This window comes from Neorhizobium sp. P12A, assembly GCF_008365395.1.
GTDB lineage: Bacteria > Pseudomonadota > Alphaproteobacteria > Rhizobiales > Rhizobiaceae > Rhizobium.
On the sequence record NZ_QOVX01000028.1, the window covers coordinates 1 to 17,030 of the forward strand.

13 protein-coding genes and 1 pseudogene are annotated in these 17,030 nt (G+C 60.8%); 10 read left to right on the forward strand and 4 right to left on the reverse strand.

The features are described 5' to 3' along the window. Both DTW90_RS33690 and DTW90_RS33695 read right to left on the reverse strand, forming a co-directional pair. A pseudogene (locus DTW90_RS33690) lies at positions 1 to 123 on the reverse strand (3-oxoadipyl-CoA thiolase); the annotation flags it as partial. Between the two features lie 88 nt (positions 124 to 211). Then, positions 212 to 1,072: a MurR/RpiR family transcriptional regulator gene (locus tag DTW90_RS33695; protein ID WP_132523346.1), complete on the reverse strand. Its 861-nt coding sequence runs from the start codon at positions 1,070 to 1,072 to the stop codon at positions 212 to 214. Positions 1,073 to 1,271: 199 nt separating this feature from the next. Between DTW90_RS33695 and murA the strand changes: the two genes are divergently transcribed. From murA to DTW90_RS33745, 10 genes are all read left to right on the forward strand, one after another. After that, complete coding sequence (gene murA / locus DTW90_RS33700; RefSeq protein WP_132523348.1) at positions 1,272 to 2,528, forward strand: UDP-N-acetylglucosamine 1-carboxyvinyltransferase; 1,257 nt, start codon at positions 1,272 to 1,274, stop codon at positions 2,526 to 2,528. Beyond that, on the forward strand, positions 2,525 to 3,415 hold the full coding sequence (locus tag DTW90_RS33705; RefSeq protein ID WP_149344192.1) for an N-acetylglucosamine kinase: 891 nt from the start codon (positions 2,525 to 2,527) through the stop codon (positions 3,413 to 3,415). Before murA ends, DTW90_RS33705 begins: the two co-directional genes overlap by 4 nt. Positions 3,416 to 3,693: 278 nt before the next feature. Then, positions 3,694 to 4,617 (forward strand): N-acetylmuramic acid 6-phosphate etherase, encoded by a 924-nt coding sequence (gene murQ, locus DTW90_RS33710; RefSeq protein WP_132523352.1) that lies wholly within the window; start codon positions 3,694 to 3,696, stop codon positions 4,615 to 4,617. 78 nt (positions 4,618 to 4,695) lie between these two features. After that, on the forward strand, positions 4,696 to 6,219 hold the full coding sequence (locus DTW90_RS33715) for an ABC transporter substrate-binding protein (RefSeq protein WP_149344194.1): 1,524 nt from the start codon (positions 4,696 to 4,698) through the stop codon (positions 6,217 to 6,219). Between the two features lie 45 nt (positions 6,220 to 6,264). After that, on the forward strand, positions 6,265 to 7,224 hold the full coding sequence (locus DTW90_RS33720) for an ABC transporter permease (RefSeq protein WP_132523356.1): 960 nt from the start codon (positions 6,265 to 6,267) through the stop codon (positions 7,222 to 7,224). Beyond that, complete coding sequence (locus DTW90_RS33725; protein WP_132523358.1) at positions 7,224 to 8,063, forward strand: ABC transporter permease; 840 nt, start codon at positions 7,224 to 7,226, stop codon at positions 8,061 to 8,063. Before DTW90_RS33720 ends, DTW90_RS33725 begins: the two co-directional genes overlap by 1 nt. Next, positions 8,060 to 9,805, forward strand: a complete 1,746-nt coding sequence (locus tag DTW90_RS33730; RefSeq protein WP_132523360.1) for an ABC transporter ATP-binding protein — start codon at positions 8,060 to 8,062, stop codon at positions 9,803 to 9,805. The genes DTW90_RS33725 and DTW90_RS33730 overlap by 4 nt, the downstream gene beginning before the upstream one ends. 32 nt (positions 9,806 to 9,837) lie before the next feature. Next, positions 9,838 to 10,875, forward strand: coding sequence for a serine hydrolase (locus tag DTW90_RS33735; protein WP_132523362.1), 1,038 nt, complete (start codon positions 9,838 to 9,840; stop codon positions 10,873 to 10,875). A gap of 10 nt (positions 10,876 to 10,885) precedes the next feature. After that, complete coding sequence (locus tag DTW90_RS33740; protein ID WP_149344196.1) at positions 10,886 to 12,001, forward strand: anhydro-N-acetylmuramic acid kinase; 1,116 nt, start codon at positions 10,886 to 10,888, stop codon at positions 11,999 to 12,001. Between the two features lie 223 nt (positions 12,002 to 12,224). Beyond that, positions 12,225 to 13,658: a family 16 glycosylhydrolase gene (locus tag DTW90_RS33745; protein WP_132523366.1), complete on the forward strand. Its 1,434-nt coding sequence runs from the start codon at positions 12,225 to 12,227 to the stop codon at positions 13,656 to 13,658. A 48-nt stretch (positions 13,659 to 13,706) separates the two neighbouring features. Here the strand turns inward: DTW90_RS33745 and DTW90_RS33750 are convergent, their stop codons facing one another. Both DTW90_RS33750 and DTW90_RS33755 read right to left on the reverse strand, forming a co-directional pair. Continuing rightward, positions 13,707 to 15,017 (reverse strand): HlyD family type I secretion periplasmic adaptor subunit, encoded by a 1,311-nt coding sequence (locus tag DTW90_RS33750; protein WP_132523368.1) that lies wholly within the window; start codon positions 15,015 to 15,017, stop codon positions 13,707 to 13,709. Beyond that, positions 15,014 to 16,762, reverse strand: coding sequence for a type I secretion system permease/ATPase (locus tag DTW90_RS33755; RefSeq protein ID WP_149344198.1), 1,749 nt, complete (start codon positions 16,760 to 16,762; stop codon positions 15,014 to 15,016). Before DTW90_RS33755 ends, DTW90_RS33750 begins: the two co-directional genes overlap by 4 nt. Between the last annotated feature and the right edge of the window lie 268 nt (positions 16,763 to 17,030).

Below are 17,030 nucleotides of genomic sequence, written 5' to 3' on the forward strand. Positions count from 1 at the left end.
ATTGCGCGCCAGCAAGGCTTTCAATGGAAGCGCGCCCAGATCGTCCGCCCGCACAGCCGCAAGCGAGCCGCCGAAGCGGCCGATGGGGGTTCGGATGTAGTCGCAAATGAAGGCTTCAGTCATTGCGCGGCCTCCCTGTCATGTTGATCTGTCGTCCTGACGGCCCTTTTCGTACGCGCATCGATATCGCGCAAGGGCCGGTCATGAAATATCAGGACAGTTGCTTGGCCTTGAGGACGGAGACGGCCATTTCGCTATTGTGAACATATTCATTGGCATCCGACTGTCTCTGCACCAGCAGGATGAACAGCAAATCCGTCAGCATGAGCTGGGCGTCGCGCGCGGTAATCGCCGAAGAGCGGACACGCTCCTCGTCACCGACAGTATAAAGACGAATGTCGGCGGCCCGCGCCAGCGGATTGTCGGAAAGACCCGTTACCGAAATCACCGTGGCGTTCCTCTGGCTTGCCAGCTCGGCAATGCGCAAGGTCTCGATGCTCGCGCCCGAATAGGAAAGTGCAAACAGAACGTCGCCCGATCCAAGCGTCGAGGCATTGGCCATCTGCACATGGCTATCGCTGTCATGGAGGACATTTCGGCCGAGCTTCATCAGCTTGTAGGAGAAGTCGCGGGCCACCAGCGAGGAGGCGCCGACGCCCGCGAGATGAATGCGACGCGCCTCGTTGAGCGTCGTGAGTGCTGCGTCGATGTCCTGCTCGTTGTTGACGGCGATCGTCTGCTGCATCGATTGCAGCTTGCTGCCGATCAGCTTCTGCAGGATCGTGAGATATCCGTCGCCCGCTTCGATCGTTCCGTGGATCATGCCGGCCGGCGCCTGCCATTCCTGCGCCTTGGCCTCGCTGACGGCGAGTTTCAGTTCCTGATAGCCCGCGTAACCAAGCTTCTGGCTGAACTTCACCACGCTCGACTGACTGCGGCCTGTTTCGGCCGCCAGAGCAGCGGACGAAAGCCGCAGCATCTGATCGGGGTTCTCGACAATGAACTGGCCGATCTGGCGATCCGCCGGCGCCATCACGTCGAGATTAGCACTGATCTTCTTCAGGATAGACATTCGCCCCTTCGCGATGCCGCTGCCGGTTTTGGCTTGATGATCGCGCAGTCACCATAACATCGGAACCGAAGCCGGCAAACCATGATCTGGAATAAAAAATTCCTCTCCTATTGACAGAAAGGAATGACCCAATAATCATTCCCTTCCGAGGAATCCCATCGGTGTTCCCTCTACCTTCCTCCTGGTGGAACTCATATTCATGGAAAGATTGCGGATCATCGGCGGAAAAAGCCTACAGGGTGCAGTGACGATTTCCGGCGCAAAGAATGCTGCCTTGCCGCAGATTGCGGCCGCCCTTCTCAGCCCCTACCCGGTGGAGCTGACCAATCTTCCGGCTGTCACCGATGTCGAAAACATGCTGGGTGTGGTGCGGCTTCACGGCGCCGACGTGACCGGATCCGCGCACAGCACGACGATCGATGCAAGCGCGATCGTATCGAAGGAAACGTCCTACGACACGGTGCGCAAGATGCGGGCCACCGTTCTGGTCCTGGCGCCGCTGCTTGCGCGCTTCGGCGAGGCGCGCGTCTCCTTGCCCGGAGGCTGTGCGATCGGCGCGCGACCTGTCGATATTCACATCAAGGCGCTCGCGAGCCTCGGCGCCGATATTGCGATAGAAAACGGCCTGATTGTCGCGTCGGCACCCTCCGGTCTCACCGGAACAAGGATCGTCCTGAGCTCGCCCTCGGTCGGCGCAACCGAAACCGCCATGATGGCCGCCACAACGGCAAAAGGCGAGACGGAAATCCTGAACGCCGCCCGAGAGCCTGAAGTAGCCGACCTTGCCGCCTGTCTTGTCGCGATGGGCGCCCGGATCGAGGGAGCAGGCACGCATCGGATTCTTATAGAGGGCAACACGACATGGCGACCCGCCAAACACCACGGAATCCCTGACCGGATCGAAGCCGGGACCTATGCAGTCGCGGCCGCGATCACGGGCGGCAGGCTGGAACTGATCAACGCTCGCCTCGACCATCTTGCCTCGGTCGTGCAGGTGCTGGAGACCGTTGGCGTCAGCCTGTGGCCGAGCGATCGCGGGCTGGTCGTCTCGCGGGATGGACCGCTGAAAGCGACGGATCTCACCACGGAACCCTATCCGGGCTTCCCCACCGATCTGCAGGCGCAATTCATGGCCCTCGCCTGCTGTGCCGACGGCGCTTCTCTTATCCGCGAAACGGTGTTCGAAAACCGCTTCATGCATGTTCCGGAACTGATGCGTCTCGGCGCCAATATCAAACTGCAGGGAACGACCGCACTTGTACGGGGCGGCAATGCCCTTAGGGGCGCCCAGGTCATGGCAACCGATCTGCGCGCTTCCGTGTCGCTCGTTCTGGCGGGACTGGTGTCGGAGGGCGAAACGATCGTCAACCGCGTCTACCATCTCGACCGCGGCTATGAACAGCTGGACCGCAAGCTGCGTCTCTGCGGCGCCGACATCGAGCGGCTGAGCCCATGAGCGAGGCACCCGATCGTCCGATATATTTTCTCGGCGTCGACGGCGGCGGAACGGGCTGTCGGGCCCGGATCGAGGATCACTCGGGTACCGTGTTAGGACAGGGCCTTTCCGGTCCGGCCACGACCCGGCTCGGGATTGAGGAGGCATGGGCTTCGATCGCAAGAGCCTTTAGTGCTGCTATCGAGGAGTCAGGGTTCGCCGATGGCCAGATCGCTCGCACGCATGTCGGCATCGGCCTTGCCGGCATCGGCCGCAAAGGTGCGCTGGAAGCATTGAAGGCGATTCCTCATCGTTTCGCCGGCATCGAATTTGTCAGCGATGGAATGGGGGCCTGCCTCGGCGCTCATTCGGGCAAGGACGGCGCGATCGTCATTGCCGGAACAGGCTCGATCGGTCTCGGCTTCGTGGATGGACATGATCTGCGCGTCGGCGGCTATGGCTTTCCCATCTCCGATGACGGAAGCGGCGCCGAACTCGGACTGAAGGCGGTGCAGGCGGCGTTGCGCGCCCATGACGGTCGCCAGGAATGCACGGCCTTGCTGGCAGAGATCATGCAGCGGTTCCAGAACGATCCGATGGAGGCAGTCGCATGGATGGATCGGTCGTCGGCGACCGACTATGCCGCACTCGCGCCGATGGTGATGCGCCATGCCGACCAGGGCGACGCCGCGGCCCGCCGCATCGTCCAAGGTGCCGCCGAGCATATCGACACTCTGGTCCGCGCTCTTTTCGACAAGGGCGCGCCGCGCGTGTCGCTTCTCGGAGGACTGGCCAGTCCACTGGAGCCATGGCTTTCCCCTGATGTCCGCCGTCGCTTGAAGCCCGCAGACGGCGACGCCGTGTCGGGCGCAATCATACTTGCCAGGAAATCACAGCCAGCTTCCTAGTCGGTCGAGGTAAGGCTTTCATCGTCGCCGATTTGGAATATATTATTCCTTTTCGTGTTGACATAAGGAATAGACGATCCTAAGACTTTAACGAAAGGGAAATGGGAGAGGAGCAGAGGCGGACGGCCAGCGACGGTGACGTCGCAGGGCGGGATAAAGCATCAGCCGTGATCTCGTAAATCGCCGGATCGGCGCCAATTTATTGTGAGCGGACAAGTGCTTGCGTGCCTCGCTTTACAATCTTCATTTGTCCAAGATGACAATTCGAGAACAGGTCGATGACTGAGCAAAGGTTGATATCCGAGTTGGAAAAGCTGGTTTCGGAAGGCCGGAACCCCAATACGATGCATATCGACCTATTGCCGACATTCGACATCCTGCGCGAGATCAACTACGAGGATCGCGGCGTCCCTGTAGCCGTCGAAAAGGTCATTCCAGAAATTGCCGCCGTCGTCGACGAGATCGTGAACGCCTTCCAGAAAGGCGGCAGGCTTGTCTATATGGGTGCCGGCACCAGCGGTCGGCTTGGCGTCCTGGATGCCTCGGAATGCCCGCCGACCTTCAGCGTACCGGATACGATGGTCGTTGGCCTCATTGCAGGCGGCCCGGACGCGCTGCGGCGCTCGATCGAAGGGGCGGAAGACGATCCGGCGCTTGGCAAACAGGCGCTTGAAGAGATAAATCTGACCAACAAGGACGTGGTCGTCGGCATCGCCGTTAGCGGCCGCACGCCCTATGTGATCGGCGGATTGAACTATGCCAGGAGCGTCGGCGCAAAGACGGTGGCACTCTCTTGCAATCCCAACTCGGTCATAGCCGGCATTGCGGATCTTGCCATTTCTCCGGTCGTCGGCCCTGAAATTTTGACCGGCTCGACGCGGCTGAAGTCCGGCACGGCGCAGAAGCTCATTTTGAACATGCTGACGACGGCCAGCATGATCCGCATCGGCAAGAGCTACCAGAACCTGATGGTCGACGTGAATGCGAGCAACCAGAAGCTCGTCGCCCGCGCCTCAAGGATTGTCATGCAGGCGACCGGCTGCACGCCTGCGGAAGCGCGGCGTGTTCTCGACCTGACAGGCAATGACGTGAAACTTGCCATTTTCATCGAAATAACCGGCGCAGGCATTGAAGAAGCGCGCGACGCATTGCAAAACGCTGGAGGATTCCTGCGAAAGGCGATCAGCGCCAAGATCGTTTAAGCTGTTCGGGCATTCGTCAACATAGACATAAGCGGCAGCATAGCCGCAGGATCAACGAAGGTGCAGAGGGTGAGAAAAATGAGAAGGCATTTCGCAGGTAAGATGATGTCGTGCATCGCGCTGGCAGCGCTGATGGGTGTCGCAACCGTGTCTACCCCCGCAGCCGCCGCAACGCTGCGCCTGGCCTGGTCGCAGGATGCAACGGGCCTCGACCCGCACAAGCAGACTGCCTTTTCCTCGCTGAGATTGCTCGAACTCATCTATGAACCGCTCGTCAGGCTCGACAGCAATCTGCAGATCGCTCCGGCCATCGCGCAGTCCTGGGATTTCTCCGCCGAGGGAAAGGACCTGACCTTCAAGCTTGACCCGAAGGCCAAGTTTCAGAACGGCGCTGCGGTAACGTCTGCCGACGTGAAGGCTTCCTTCCAGCGCATTCTCGACCAGGCGACAGGGGCAGCGGCGCGCGCCAACTTCCTGTCGATATCGGGTATCGATACCCCTGACGTGACAACCGTCGTCTTCCATCTGTCGCAGCCCGATGTTCCGATCCTGACGGCGATGTCCAACATCAACGCGGCCATCGTTCCGGCGGCTGATATCACGGCCGGCACGATCGGTACCAAGGCGATCGGCTCCGGTCCCTTCAAGCTCGACAGCTGGGTTCCGAATTCCAAGGAAGTACTGTCCGCCAACAAGGATTGGGCCGGTGGCGCAGTCGGCGTCGATGGCATCAACGTCAGCGTTCTGCCGGATGAAACCGCGATCCTGGCTGCAATGCGCACCAAGCAGGTCGACTTCGCGCTTCTGAACGACCCGCTGGTTGCCACGCTCGTTCCCAAGGAACCGAGCCTGGTGCTGACGCGCACACCCGTTCTTTCCTACAATGTCCTGCAGCTCAATCCCGCGCACAAGCCGATGGACACGCTCGCCGTGCGTCAGGCGATCTCCTGCGCCATCGACCGCCAGGACGTTCTCGACACGGCCGCCCTTGGCGAGGGCAAGGTGACCGGACCGCTCACCATGCCTGCCTATGCCGCCGATCCAAGCCAGCTTTTCTGCTACAAGCGCGACGTTGAAAAGGCCAAGAAGCTCATGTCGGATGCCGGCTTCGCCAACGGCTTTTCCGCAACCGTCATCGCCGCAACCGGCGAGCCGCCGACTGCCGCTTCCGAAGCACAGGTCATCCAGGCGCAACTCGCCGAAATCGGCATCAAGCTCGATATCAAGCTGATGGAATTGAATGTCTATGTCGACGCCTGGCTGAAGGGCAATTTCGACATGGCTGTTGCGCTCAACGGCGGCAGTGCTGATCCCTACACGATGTACAACCGCTACTGGACGAAGAACGGCAACCTGCAGAAGGTCGCGAACTATACCGACGATACGCTCGACAGCCTGCTGCAGAAGGGCCGCGCTGAAACCGACCCCGCCAAGCGCAAGGCGATCTTTGCCGACTTCGAAAAGCACATTGCCGAAGTGTCCCCCTGGGTCTGGCTCTACACGTCCTATGGCTACACCGCCGCCCAGAAGAACATCGAAGGCTTCGTGCCGTCTCCGACGGGTTCTCTCTTCGGCCTCAGCAAGGTCTCCATCAAGTCCTGATCCGATCAGGGCTCGAGTGCGAACGGTCGCGAGGTTTATGGTCCCATGAATTATCTGGCCCGCCGGTTGGCGACCTTTCCGCTGGTCATGATTGGGGTTTCGATCCTCGTATTCGTTGCGATCCGCCTTGTGCCGGGCGACGCCATCACGGCGATGCTCGGCACGGAGGCCGGTCTTCTGACGCCTGAGCAGCGGGCGTCGCTGGCCGCCTATTTCGGCATCGACCAATCCTGGTTCATCCAGTACTGGCGCTGGCTGCTCGGCGTGCTTCAGGGCAATCTCGGCATTTCCGTCACCTACGGAAAGCCGGTGCTGGGGGTCATCATCGAGCGTTTTCCGCTGACGCTTGAGCTGGCGCTGCTTTCGATGATCATCGCCCTGTTGGTCGGGCTTCCCGCCGGCGTGTTTGCGGCCACTCACAAGGAAAAATTCTCCGATCTCGGCGTCCGGGTCATCGCGATGATCGGTCAGTCGACCCCGAATTTCGTGTTGGGATTGCTGATCATCTATGCGCTTTCAGCCGGCTTCGGTGTACTGCCGACCATGGGGGCGTTCACGCCGCCCTGGGAAGACCCGATCGGCAATCTCGGGCAGATGATCTTGCCTGCCATCACCCTTGGCTTTGCTTTCGCCGCATCGGTAACGCGGATTTCGCGCTCCGCCATGCTCGATGTGCTGAGCGACGACTATGTCAGGACCGCACGCAGCCGTGGCGTTCCGGCGCGCGGCGTCATCTGGCGGCACGCGCTGCCGAATGCGCTGATCCCGGTCGTCACCTTGAGCGGCGTCGAGTTCGGATATCTCCTCGGCGGGGCGGTGCTGGTCGAGCAGATCTATGCGCTTCCGGGCCTCGGACGCCTCGTGCTCGATGCCATCCTGCAGCGCGACTATGCGCTGGTTCAGGGCTGTGTCCTCTTCATCGCCTTCAATTTCATGGTCATCAACCTCCTCGTCGACCTTGCCTATGTCGCGCTCGACCCGCGTGTCCGCTTGGGGGAAGGCTGATGCGTATCCTTCGTGCAATCCTTAGCCATATGAGCGGCAGGATCGGCGGTGTGATCGTCCTGATCTATCTCGTCGTCGCCATCCTCGGGATGCTCGGTGTGACGCCCCATAATCCACTGACGCAGAACCGGATCGACCGCCTGCATGCGCCGAGCGTGGTCTACTGGATGGGCACCGACCTCTTCGGCCGCGATGTGGCAAGCCGCCTGATGCAGGGGATCGGCCAGTCCTTCACGATTGCCTTCCTCTCCGTTGCCCTCGCAAGCCTGATCGGCACCATACTTGGGCTGACTGCCGCCTGGTTCGGCAAGCGCTGGGATGGCATCATCATGCGCCTCATGGACGTGCTGCTTGCCTTCCCGGCTATCCTTCTTGCCCTGCTCATCATTGCGATCGTCGGCCCGGGAACCTGGACCAGCGTTACCGCCATCGCCATCGTCTATACGCCGATCTTCACCCGCGTCGTCCGTGGCCCGGCCCTGTCACTTAAGGCCCGCGATTTCGTCGATGCCGCCCGCACCTTCGGCAGCAGGAAACGCTATATCCTGACGCGGCATCTCCTTCTCAATCTGGTCGCGCCGCTGACCGTGCAGGTCACGCTTGCGCTTGCATGGTCGCTGCTCACGGAGGCAGGCCTCAGTTTCCTCGGTCTCGGCACGCAACCGCCAGCCGCCTCGCTCGGGCTGATGCTCAGCGACAGCCGCAACCTGATGGAGACCGCACCCTGGCTGCTGATCTTCCCCGGCGTGGCGATCATGATCAGCATTTTGGGCTTCAACCTGCTGGGCGATGCGTTGCGCGATATTCTCGACCCCAAAATGCGGAGGACGGCATCGTGAACCCGCTCCTTTCCGTTTCCGACCTGCGCGTTGGCTTCGGCCGCAATCCTGAAGCGAACGAGATCGTGCGCGGCGTGAGCTTCGATCTCGCGGGAGGCGAGACGCTGGCCATCGTCGGTGAATCCGGCTCCGGCAAATCGGTCACTGCTCTTTCCATCAACCGCCTGGTCGACTTCAATGGCGGCCGCATCATCGGCGGATCGATCAAGCTGAAGCGCTCCGACAATAGCCTTCTCGATCTGACGACGGCGAGCGAACCACAGCTCGAGAAAATCCGCGGCGCCGAGATCGGCATGATCTTTCAGGAGCCGATGACATCGCTCAATCCCGTGCTGACCATCGGCCGGCAGATCGAGGAATCCTTCCGGCTGCATCGCGGACTGAGCGGCCGCCAGGCAACAGCGGCAGCCAAGGATGCGCTGGACCGCGTGCGGATTCCGGATGCGGCGCGCAGGCTGAAATATTGCCCCAACCAGCTCTCCGGCGGCATGCTGCAACGGGTGATGATCGCAACCGCGCTTGCCTGCAATCCGCGTCTTCTGATCGCCGATGAGCCGACGACGGCGCTCGACGTCACGGTCCAGGCGCAGATCATGGCACTGCTTGCCGAGCTGAAGCGCGAGACCGACATGTCGATGATCTTCATCACCCACGATATCGGCCTGGTTGCGGGGATCGCCGACAAGGTCATGGTCATGCAGGGCGGCACAGCGGTCGAGCAGGGCGAATTGAACCAGGTGCTGGATCACCCAAACCATCCCTATACCCAACATCTCCTGCATTCCGTTCCGCATTTCGCGGCCGGACGTGCGACACGGGAAGACTTCAAACGTGATGAGACAAAGATCGTCGCCCCGGCCCTTGCGGTCGACGGCCTGACCGTTCGTTTCCCGGTGTCCTCGGGTCTGTTCAGAAGACAGGCAGGGCAGGTTCATGCCGTCGAGAATGTGTGCTTCGACCTTGTGCCCGGCGAAACGCTTGCCATCGTCGGCGAGAGCGGTTCCGGCAAATCGACGACCGCGCGCGCTATCCTTGGGCTGGTCAAATCCACGCGGGGCAAATTTTCCGCCCATGCCGAAAGGGCATCCCGAACGGGTCAGCGTCCGGTACAGATGGTTTTCCAGAACCCCTATGCATCGCTCAATCCTAGGCTTCGCGTCGACGGCATTTTGGCCGAGCCCGTGATCGCCGCAGGTGAACGCCTTTCGACCAAGACGCGGGAGCGCATGGCCATGCTTCTGAAGCGCGTCGGCCTGCCGGAAAACAGCCTTGAGCGATATCCGCACGAATTTTCGGGCGGCCAGCGCCAGCGGCTTTGCATTGCCCGCGCGCTCATGCTCAATCCGTCCGTGCTTGTGCTGGATGAGGCAGTATCCGCGCTTGACGTGTCGGTGCAGGCCAAGGTTCTCGAACTGCTGATCGACCTGCAGCGCGAATATCGGCTTGCCTACCTCTTCATATCGCATGACATGGCTGTGGTGGAACGCATTGCCCATCGGATCGCCGTGATCTATTCAGGCGAGATCGTCGAAATCGGCGATGCGGCATCGGTGCTCTCGGAGCCAAAGCACTCCTACACGAAGAGGCTGATTTCCGCCGTGCCGACCATCGATCGCCGCAATGAGAACTTCACCTTGGATACGCGGCAGGTTCCCTCGCTGGTGCGCCCGATCGGCTTTGAACCCGCTCCAGCGGACTGGAAGCAATTCGGAGCGGACCACATGGCGCAGGCCGAAGGCTGAGGCCAGCCAATCGGGGGAGAGGAAGGAAGGCCATGGGCACAGTCGATCAAACCGAATACGAAGCCGATGCCGATCTCATCAAGCTCTTCGACCGGGCCTTTGAACCTTTGGAGGCAGCCATTGCCGCCTCGCGTATTCCCGGCGGCGTGCTTGGAATTGTCGATCTGAAGCGCGGACGCCTCATCCGCGCCGTCGGCTCCGCGCAAATCGTTCCCATCAGAAGGCCGATGCAGACCGACACCTGGTTCGACCTCGCATCCCTGACCAAGGTCATCTTCACGACGCCGCGTATTCTGGCGCTGGCTGAAGCCGGCATCATCGACCTGGATGCACCGCTTGTCTCGGTCCTACCGGATCTGCGCCAATATGATCCGAACGCCTGGGAACGGAGAGTGACATTCCGCCAGTGCCTCGGTCATCAGACGCCGTTTCCGGCAGTCGAGCCGATCTATACCTACGGCCAGGATCCGGATTTGCTGCGGGCCTTCATCCTGCAGCGGGAATGGCGGGCCGGGCCGCCGGTTTACTCCGACATCAATTTTATCCTGCTTGGTTTTGCGCTGGAGAGGCTGGAGCAAAAGACCTTTCGGGAGCTGGATCCCGGCGCGGGCTTCGCCTTCTCCGCGGCCCCGGAAATGTCCGCGGCAACAGAGGATTGTACCTGGCGTCACCGCGTTCTCTGCGGCGAAGTGCACGACGACAATTGCTCGGCGCTGCGCGGATCCGGCCATGCCGGATTGTTCGGCACGGCGGCATCCGTCCTTGATTTTGCGGAGGGACTGCTCAACTGCACCGGGGCCTCGAAGCAGTCCATCGCGCTGATGCGAACGCCTCTGTCGTCGACACGCACGCATGGCTGGGAGCGCCCTTACGAAAACTGGTCCGGCGGAGATCTCTGCTCGCTCGAAACCATCGGCCATACCGGCTTTACCGGCACCGGCCTCTGGGTGGATTTCGCCAAGGGCAGAGCCTGGACATTGCTGACCAACCGTATCCATCCGACCCGTCATTTCGACAGCGGCATCCTGCCGCTTCGTCAGGCGGTCGGCAATCGCATCAACGAATCCTAGGAGCTTGATCATGGAACCAATCTGGGCCGTCGGCCTGATGACCGGCACCGTTCTCGACGGCAATATCGATGTCGCCCTGATCAAGACGGATGGCGAGCGCATCGAAAGCTTTGGCCCCTATGCCCTGATGCCCTACGAGCAATCTGTTAGGACCCTGCTGGAGAAGACGCTGGCAGAAGCAAGGACTTGGAATTTCAATGGACCCGAGCCCTCAATCTTCCGCGAAGCCGAGGAAGCTTTAAGCCGAGCCCAATCCGCCGCCGTCAGGGAATTCGTCGAAGCAAACGGCATGACCATGGCGGATATCGGCATCGTCGGCTTTCACGGTCAGACCGTGCTGCACCGCGCACCCCAGAAGGATCGGCTCGGACAGACACGCCAGCTTGGTGACGGTGAATTGATGAGCTCACTTCTCGGCACCAAGGTCGCCTATGACTTCCGCTCGGCCGACATGCGGGCCGGCGGTCAGGGCGCACCGCTCTCCGCCGCCTATCATGCGGCACTCCTTCACCAGGCCGATGCCAGCGGCGACAGCGCAATCCTCAACCTCGGCGGCGTTGCCAACATCACCTGGTGGGACGGCGGCGAGAATTTCATTGCCTTCGATACCGGCCCGGCAAACGCGCCACTGAACGACTTCGTCAAATCCCTCGGCCTCGGCGATATGGACTATGACGGCGCGCTCGGGCGGGCGGGCAAGGTCGACGAGGCGCGGTTGTCCAAGCTGCTTGAGCACCCCTATCTCAGCGCACCCTATCCGAAGTCGCTGGACCGTTTCGATTTTACCGCTTCGATGGCCGACGGCCTCGGCGCCGAGGATGGGGCAGCGCTGCTTTCCGCCTTCACGGCCTCGGCGGTCGGCAAGGCGCTCGATCTGCTGCCCCGCCGCCCGAAGAAGCTCGTCGTCAGCGGTGGCGGTCGCCATAACCCGACGATCATGGCGATGCTGGCCGAACGCGCCGGTGTGGAAACCACCTTGGCGGAAACGCTCGGCTGGCGCGGCGACGCCGTCGAGGCGGAATGCTTTGCCTATCTTGCGGTTCGCGTTCTGAGAGGCCTGCCGATCAGCTTCCCGGCAACCACGGGCGTGCCGGCGCCGATGCAAGGCGGCCGCCTCGCTGGCTAGCGGCGAGTGCCGATCTGGCTCATTCCGAACAATTCCGCGCGAAATTGGGACATGCCGGGCGGCATGCCGCCAAAAGATGCGCCGAAATTTTTACGCTAGCGGCAGTCGTGACCGGATCAAGCTGCAAATCGGCGAACCATAGCTGATGGATCATGTTGGTCGGATGCTACCGTACCTTTGGAGGAACGTACGGGAGGTATCTGATGCAACAGAGGAAGTGTAAATGACCCAAACGATTTTAAACGCCTTGGGCGAGCCACTTTATTATAGCGGAACCTCAACGGCCTGGTTTTCCGCAACCGGATCCGGTGCGCAGCTTTACGGAACCGCCGGTAACGACTCCATGTGGGGCGACAGTTCGGTCAACGTCACGATGATCGGCGGCACCGGAGATGACATCTATTATCTCTATTCCGATATCAACCATGCCTCTGAGGCAGCTAATGGCGGTGTCGACACGATCAACACTTGGATGGACTATACGTTGCCGGCCAATTTCGAAAACCTTGTTGTAACCGGCGATAACAGGCACGCATTCGGCAACGCCGAAGACAACATCATTACCGGCGGGACTGGCAGCCAGACTATCGACGGCGGCGCCGGCAATGACGTTCTGACCGGCGGCGGAGGCGCCGACACTTTCATCTTCACCAAGGGCAACGGAAGCGATCTGATCACGGATTTCGGCGCTGACGATACGGTCCGGTTGAACCAATACGGCTTCAGCTCATTCGACCAGCTGGCCAGCCATCTTACCCAGCAGGGCGCAAATCTGCACCTCGACCTTGGTGGCGGCGAAAGCCTTGTCTTCGCCAACAAGACCGCGGCAGACCTGCATGCCAATCAGTTCGATCTCAGCATCGATCTTTCCCATCTGACGCCAACCTTTTCTGATGATTTCAACACGCTGTCGCTGAGGAACGGCTCCACCGGCACGTGGGATCCGAAATTCTTCTGGGCGCCCGACAAGGGGAGCACGCTCAACGTCGGCGAACTGGAATGGTACGTCAATCCATCCTATGCCCCGACGGCCTCGGCAAATCCGTTCTCCGTCGAAAACGGCGTACTGACCATATCGGCGAAGCCGACGACGGACCCGATGAAATGGGCGCTGGACGGCCATGAATATACGTCCGGCTTGCTGACGACGCACTCCACCTTCTCCCAGACTTATGGCTACTTTGAAATGCGCGCCGACATGCCGGAAAACCAGGGCGCATGGCCGGCTTTCTGGCTGCTGCCGGAAGACGGTTCCTGGCCGCCGGAATTGGACGTGGTGGAAATGCGTGGGCAGGATCCAACGACGGTCAATGTGACGGCTCATACGAACGAGACCGGGCAGCACACGATGGAATCGACAGCGGTCAAGGTTCCGAGCACGGCCGGTTTTCACAATTACGGTGTGCTCTGGGATGCGGACCAGATCGTCTGGTATTTCGACGACGTTGCCGTTGCCCATGCAGCCACCCCCGCAGACATGCACAAGCCCATGTATATGCTTGTCAATCTCGCGGTCGGCGGTCCGGCGGGCGACCCGGGGGATGGCATGAAGGACGGGGCACAGATGAAGATCGACTACATCCATGCCTATTCGCTTGACGACCCGACTGTCAGCGCACTTGCGAATACGACGCATACGTCGGACTGGCACATCTAGCGCCAAAACAAGCGGTGTGGCGGCATAGGCCGCCACACCGTTCTTCGTTCATTCCTCGCGAAACGCCCTGTGCATCTGATCGGTCAAAGGCTTCGTGAGATATGCCATTACGGTTCGCCGACCCGTTTGCAAAAACGCCTCGATCGGCATGCCCGGAACCGGCGTCAGCTTTCCAAGGCGGCTCCATTCCGAGACGGGGATTTCGGCGCGAACGATATAGTAGCTCTGGCCCGAATGTTGGTCGGTCGTGAGATCGGCCGAAACCTCGCTGACGCGTGCGTTAAGCTCAGGTGTCGCACGCTGGTTGAACACGGAAAGCCTCAGGATGACAGGCTGGCCGACCGCGACCTGATCGATATCCCGCGGCGAGAGTTTCAGTTCTGCTACGAGCGCATCCTTGTCCGGAACGATCCGCAAGATCGTTTCCCCCGGCCCGACCACGGCGCCAGCGGAATGGACGGTCAAGTGATCGACGATACCGGCCTGCGGTGCACGTATGTCGATGCGCTTCAGGTCATCCTCTGCAGCCGTCAGCCGCTCAAGGAATTGCCCCTCGTCGCTTTGCGCCTGCCGGAGCTGATCTGAGACCTCGCTGCCGTGATCGTCGTCGACCTGGATGATCTGAAGCTCGGTCTCCGTTATTTTTCCGTGCGCCTGCGCGATTTCGGAGACGAGCGTGCCGAGTTCTCCCGTCACGCTCGCACTCTCCCTTTGCAGCGCATATACCTTCGTCGCCGCAACGCTGCCCTGATCGGACAGGCGCTGGAGGCTCGCCAACTCCTTGTTGACAAGATCGACTTCGATCTGCTTGCCCTTTTGCTGCGCGATTAGCCCATCGATTTCCTGGTTCAGCTGGCCGATCCTTTCGTGCAGTTGGGCCTTGCGCCCTTGTTGCGACGCCATCCGGTCGTTGAACAGGCGCTGCTCACCGGCCATCATGCTCGCAACCTCGGACTCTCCAGCCTTGGCAAGCAGCGCGGCGGGAAAGGTGATCGTCTCCTTGCCGTCGCGTTCTGCGACCAGCCGCGCCGTTCTGGCAGCCAGTTCGTTCAGTCGCTTGCGCACGATCGCAAGGCTCGTCCGGGTCTGGGTATCGTCGAGATGGATCAGGATCTGGCCGACATCCACATGATCGCCGTTGCCGACATTGATTGTGCTGACGATGCCCCCCTTGAGGTGTTGAACGGGTTTTACATAGCTGCTGACGACGAGCGTGCCTGACGCAATGACTGCGCCCGAAATCCGGACCGTCGCGGCAAGCCCGCCCATCACTCCGAAAAGAAGCAGCACTGTCGCAAGAGCAAGCATTGAGAGGCGGCGAATGGCTCGTTCCGAGGCCGAGATTGGTGCGAAAATCATGCGCTTGGCTCCTCTCCGGCAACAAGTAGACGGATAGGTCCGGGCATCAGCGATGGCCTCGTTGTATTTCTGAGAACGGCGTCCTTAGGTCCGAACGCCTGCATCTGCCCGTCAGTCATGACCAGCACCTTGTCGGCCGCGGCAAGGGCGCTGGGCCGATGGGCGACGACGATGGCGATGCCGCCGCGGGCGCGCACGCCAAGCAAGGCCGATGTCAAGGCCGCCTCGCCATCGGCATCCAGGTTAGAATTCGGCTCATCGAGCACGACAAGAAAGGGATCGCCGTAGAGTGCCCGGGCAAGCGCGATGCGCTGCCGCTGGCCGGCGGAAAGCCGGGCGCCGCCCTCGCCGATCAGCGTATCGAAGCCGTCGCTCAACTGCACGACCATTTCATATATGCCGGCGGACTTCGCGGCCGATATGATCGCCTCAGACGTCGCCTGCTCGTCGAAACGGGAGATGTTTTCCGCAATGGAGCCCTCGAACAGGCCGACGTCCTGCGGAAGATAGCCGACATGCCGACCGATATCCGACCGCTTCCATTGCGACAGAGCAGCCTGATCAAGGCGGACCGTTCCGATAACAGTGGGCCATAACCCGACAACAGCCCTGACAAGGGACGATTTGCCCGAGGCGCTTGGGCCGATGACGCCGAGCACTGTTCCGGCCGATACCTTGAAGGAAACGTTGCGAACGATCAATTCGCGGCTGCCCGGCGAAGCGATACTGACATTTTCAAGCGTCAGTTCCCTAGTCGGGTTCGGCAACGCAATGCCCCGATGCTCTGTCGGCATCTGCTCCAGCAGTTTGCGAAGGCGTGTCCAGCTCTGCCGGGCGGAGACGAAGGCGCGCCACTGGCCGATCGCGAGCTCGACCGGAGCAAGGGCCCGGCTCACCAGGATCGAGCTTGCGATCATGATGCCACCGGTTGCTTCCTGCCTGATGACCAGTATTGCCCCGACACCGAGTACGGTCGACTGAAGCATCATCCGCAGAATTTTCGATGCGATGGCGAGGCTGCCGACAACGTTTCCGGCGGAGAGTTGGCTTCTGCGATAATTCCCGCTCATGGCATTCCACTTGCCCACCAGCCGGCCACTGAAACCCATCGCGACAACCGCCTCCCAGTTGCGGCGCGCACTTTCGGCAAAGGCAAGGCGCTCTGTCGAAAGTCGGGCGGATTCGAGATTGGGGCGCTGCGACAGCACCTCGGCAAGAACCGTCAAAACAATGAGAACGACAGTTCCCGCGAGCGCCGCAAAGCCGATCCAGAAATGAAACAGGAAACACAGAACCAGATAGAGCGGAATCCAGGGCAGGTCGAATAGAGCCGTTGGGCCGACCCCGGAAAGGAACGACCGCACCTGATCAAGGTCGCGGACGGGCTGCAGCCCACTCCCCCCATTCTGCGTCCACGTCGCCGGAAAGATGAGGGAGTCGAAGACACTTCCGCTCAATCGCTCGTCCAGGGACATACCGATCCGCGAAAGCAGCATAGTGCGCAATAGTTCCAGCACGCCCTGAAATGCAAAAAGCGTGGCAGCGATGATTGCCAACCCGGCAAGCGTCGGAAGGCTGCGGCCGGGAATAACCCGGTCGTAGACCTGTAGCATGAAGAAGGAGCCTGTTAGCGCCAGCACATTTATGGCGGCGCTGGCGGCAGCGAGACTGAGGCAGGCTTGCCGAAGTGAAGAGAGAACGGCGGCAAAGAAAGTGGAAGGCAGTCTTCTTGAAGAAGCAATCACGCAGCTTCAATCCTTTTTTTGTCAGCCTCGTGCCGGCAAGCTATTGTAATCTCGGCACGAGTGCGGCGGTCTCTATCACGCCGGTCGCTTAGAAAACGAACACGAGACGTGACGCTAGGTCGAGGCGGCGATGCCGCCGGCGGAGTCGGTTCGTCAGGCTTCGCACTTTGGACGGCGCGGCCTCGCAAATAGTTTCCACGTCTTAGCAAGTTAAGAAAGTCACAAAAATTGCGATTGAACTCGGCCTTAACGCTTCGCCAAAAATCGC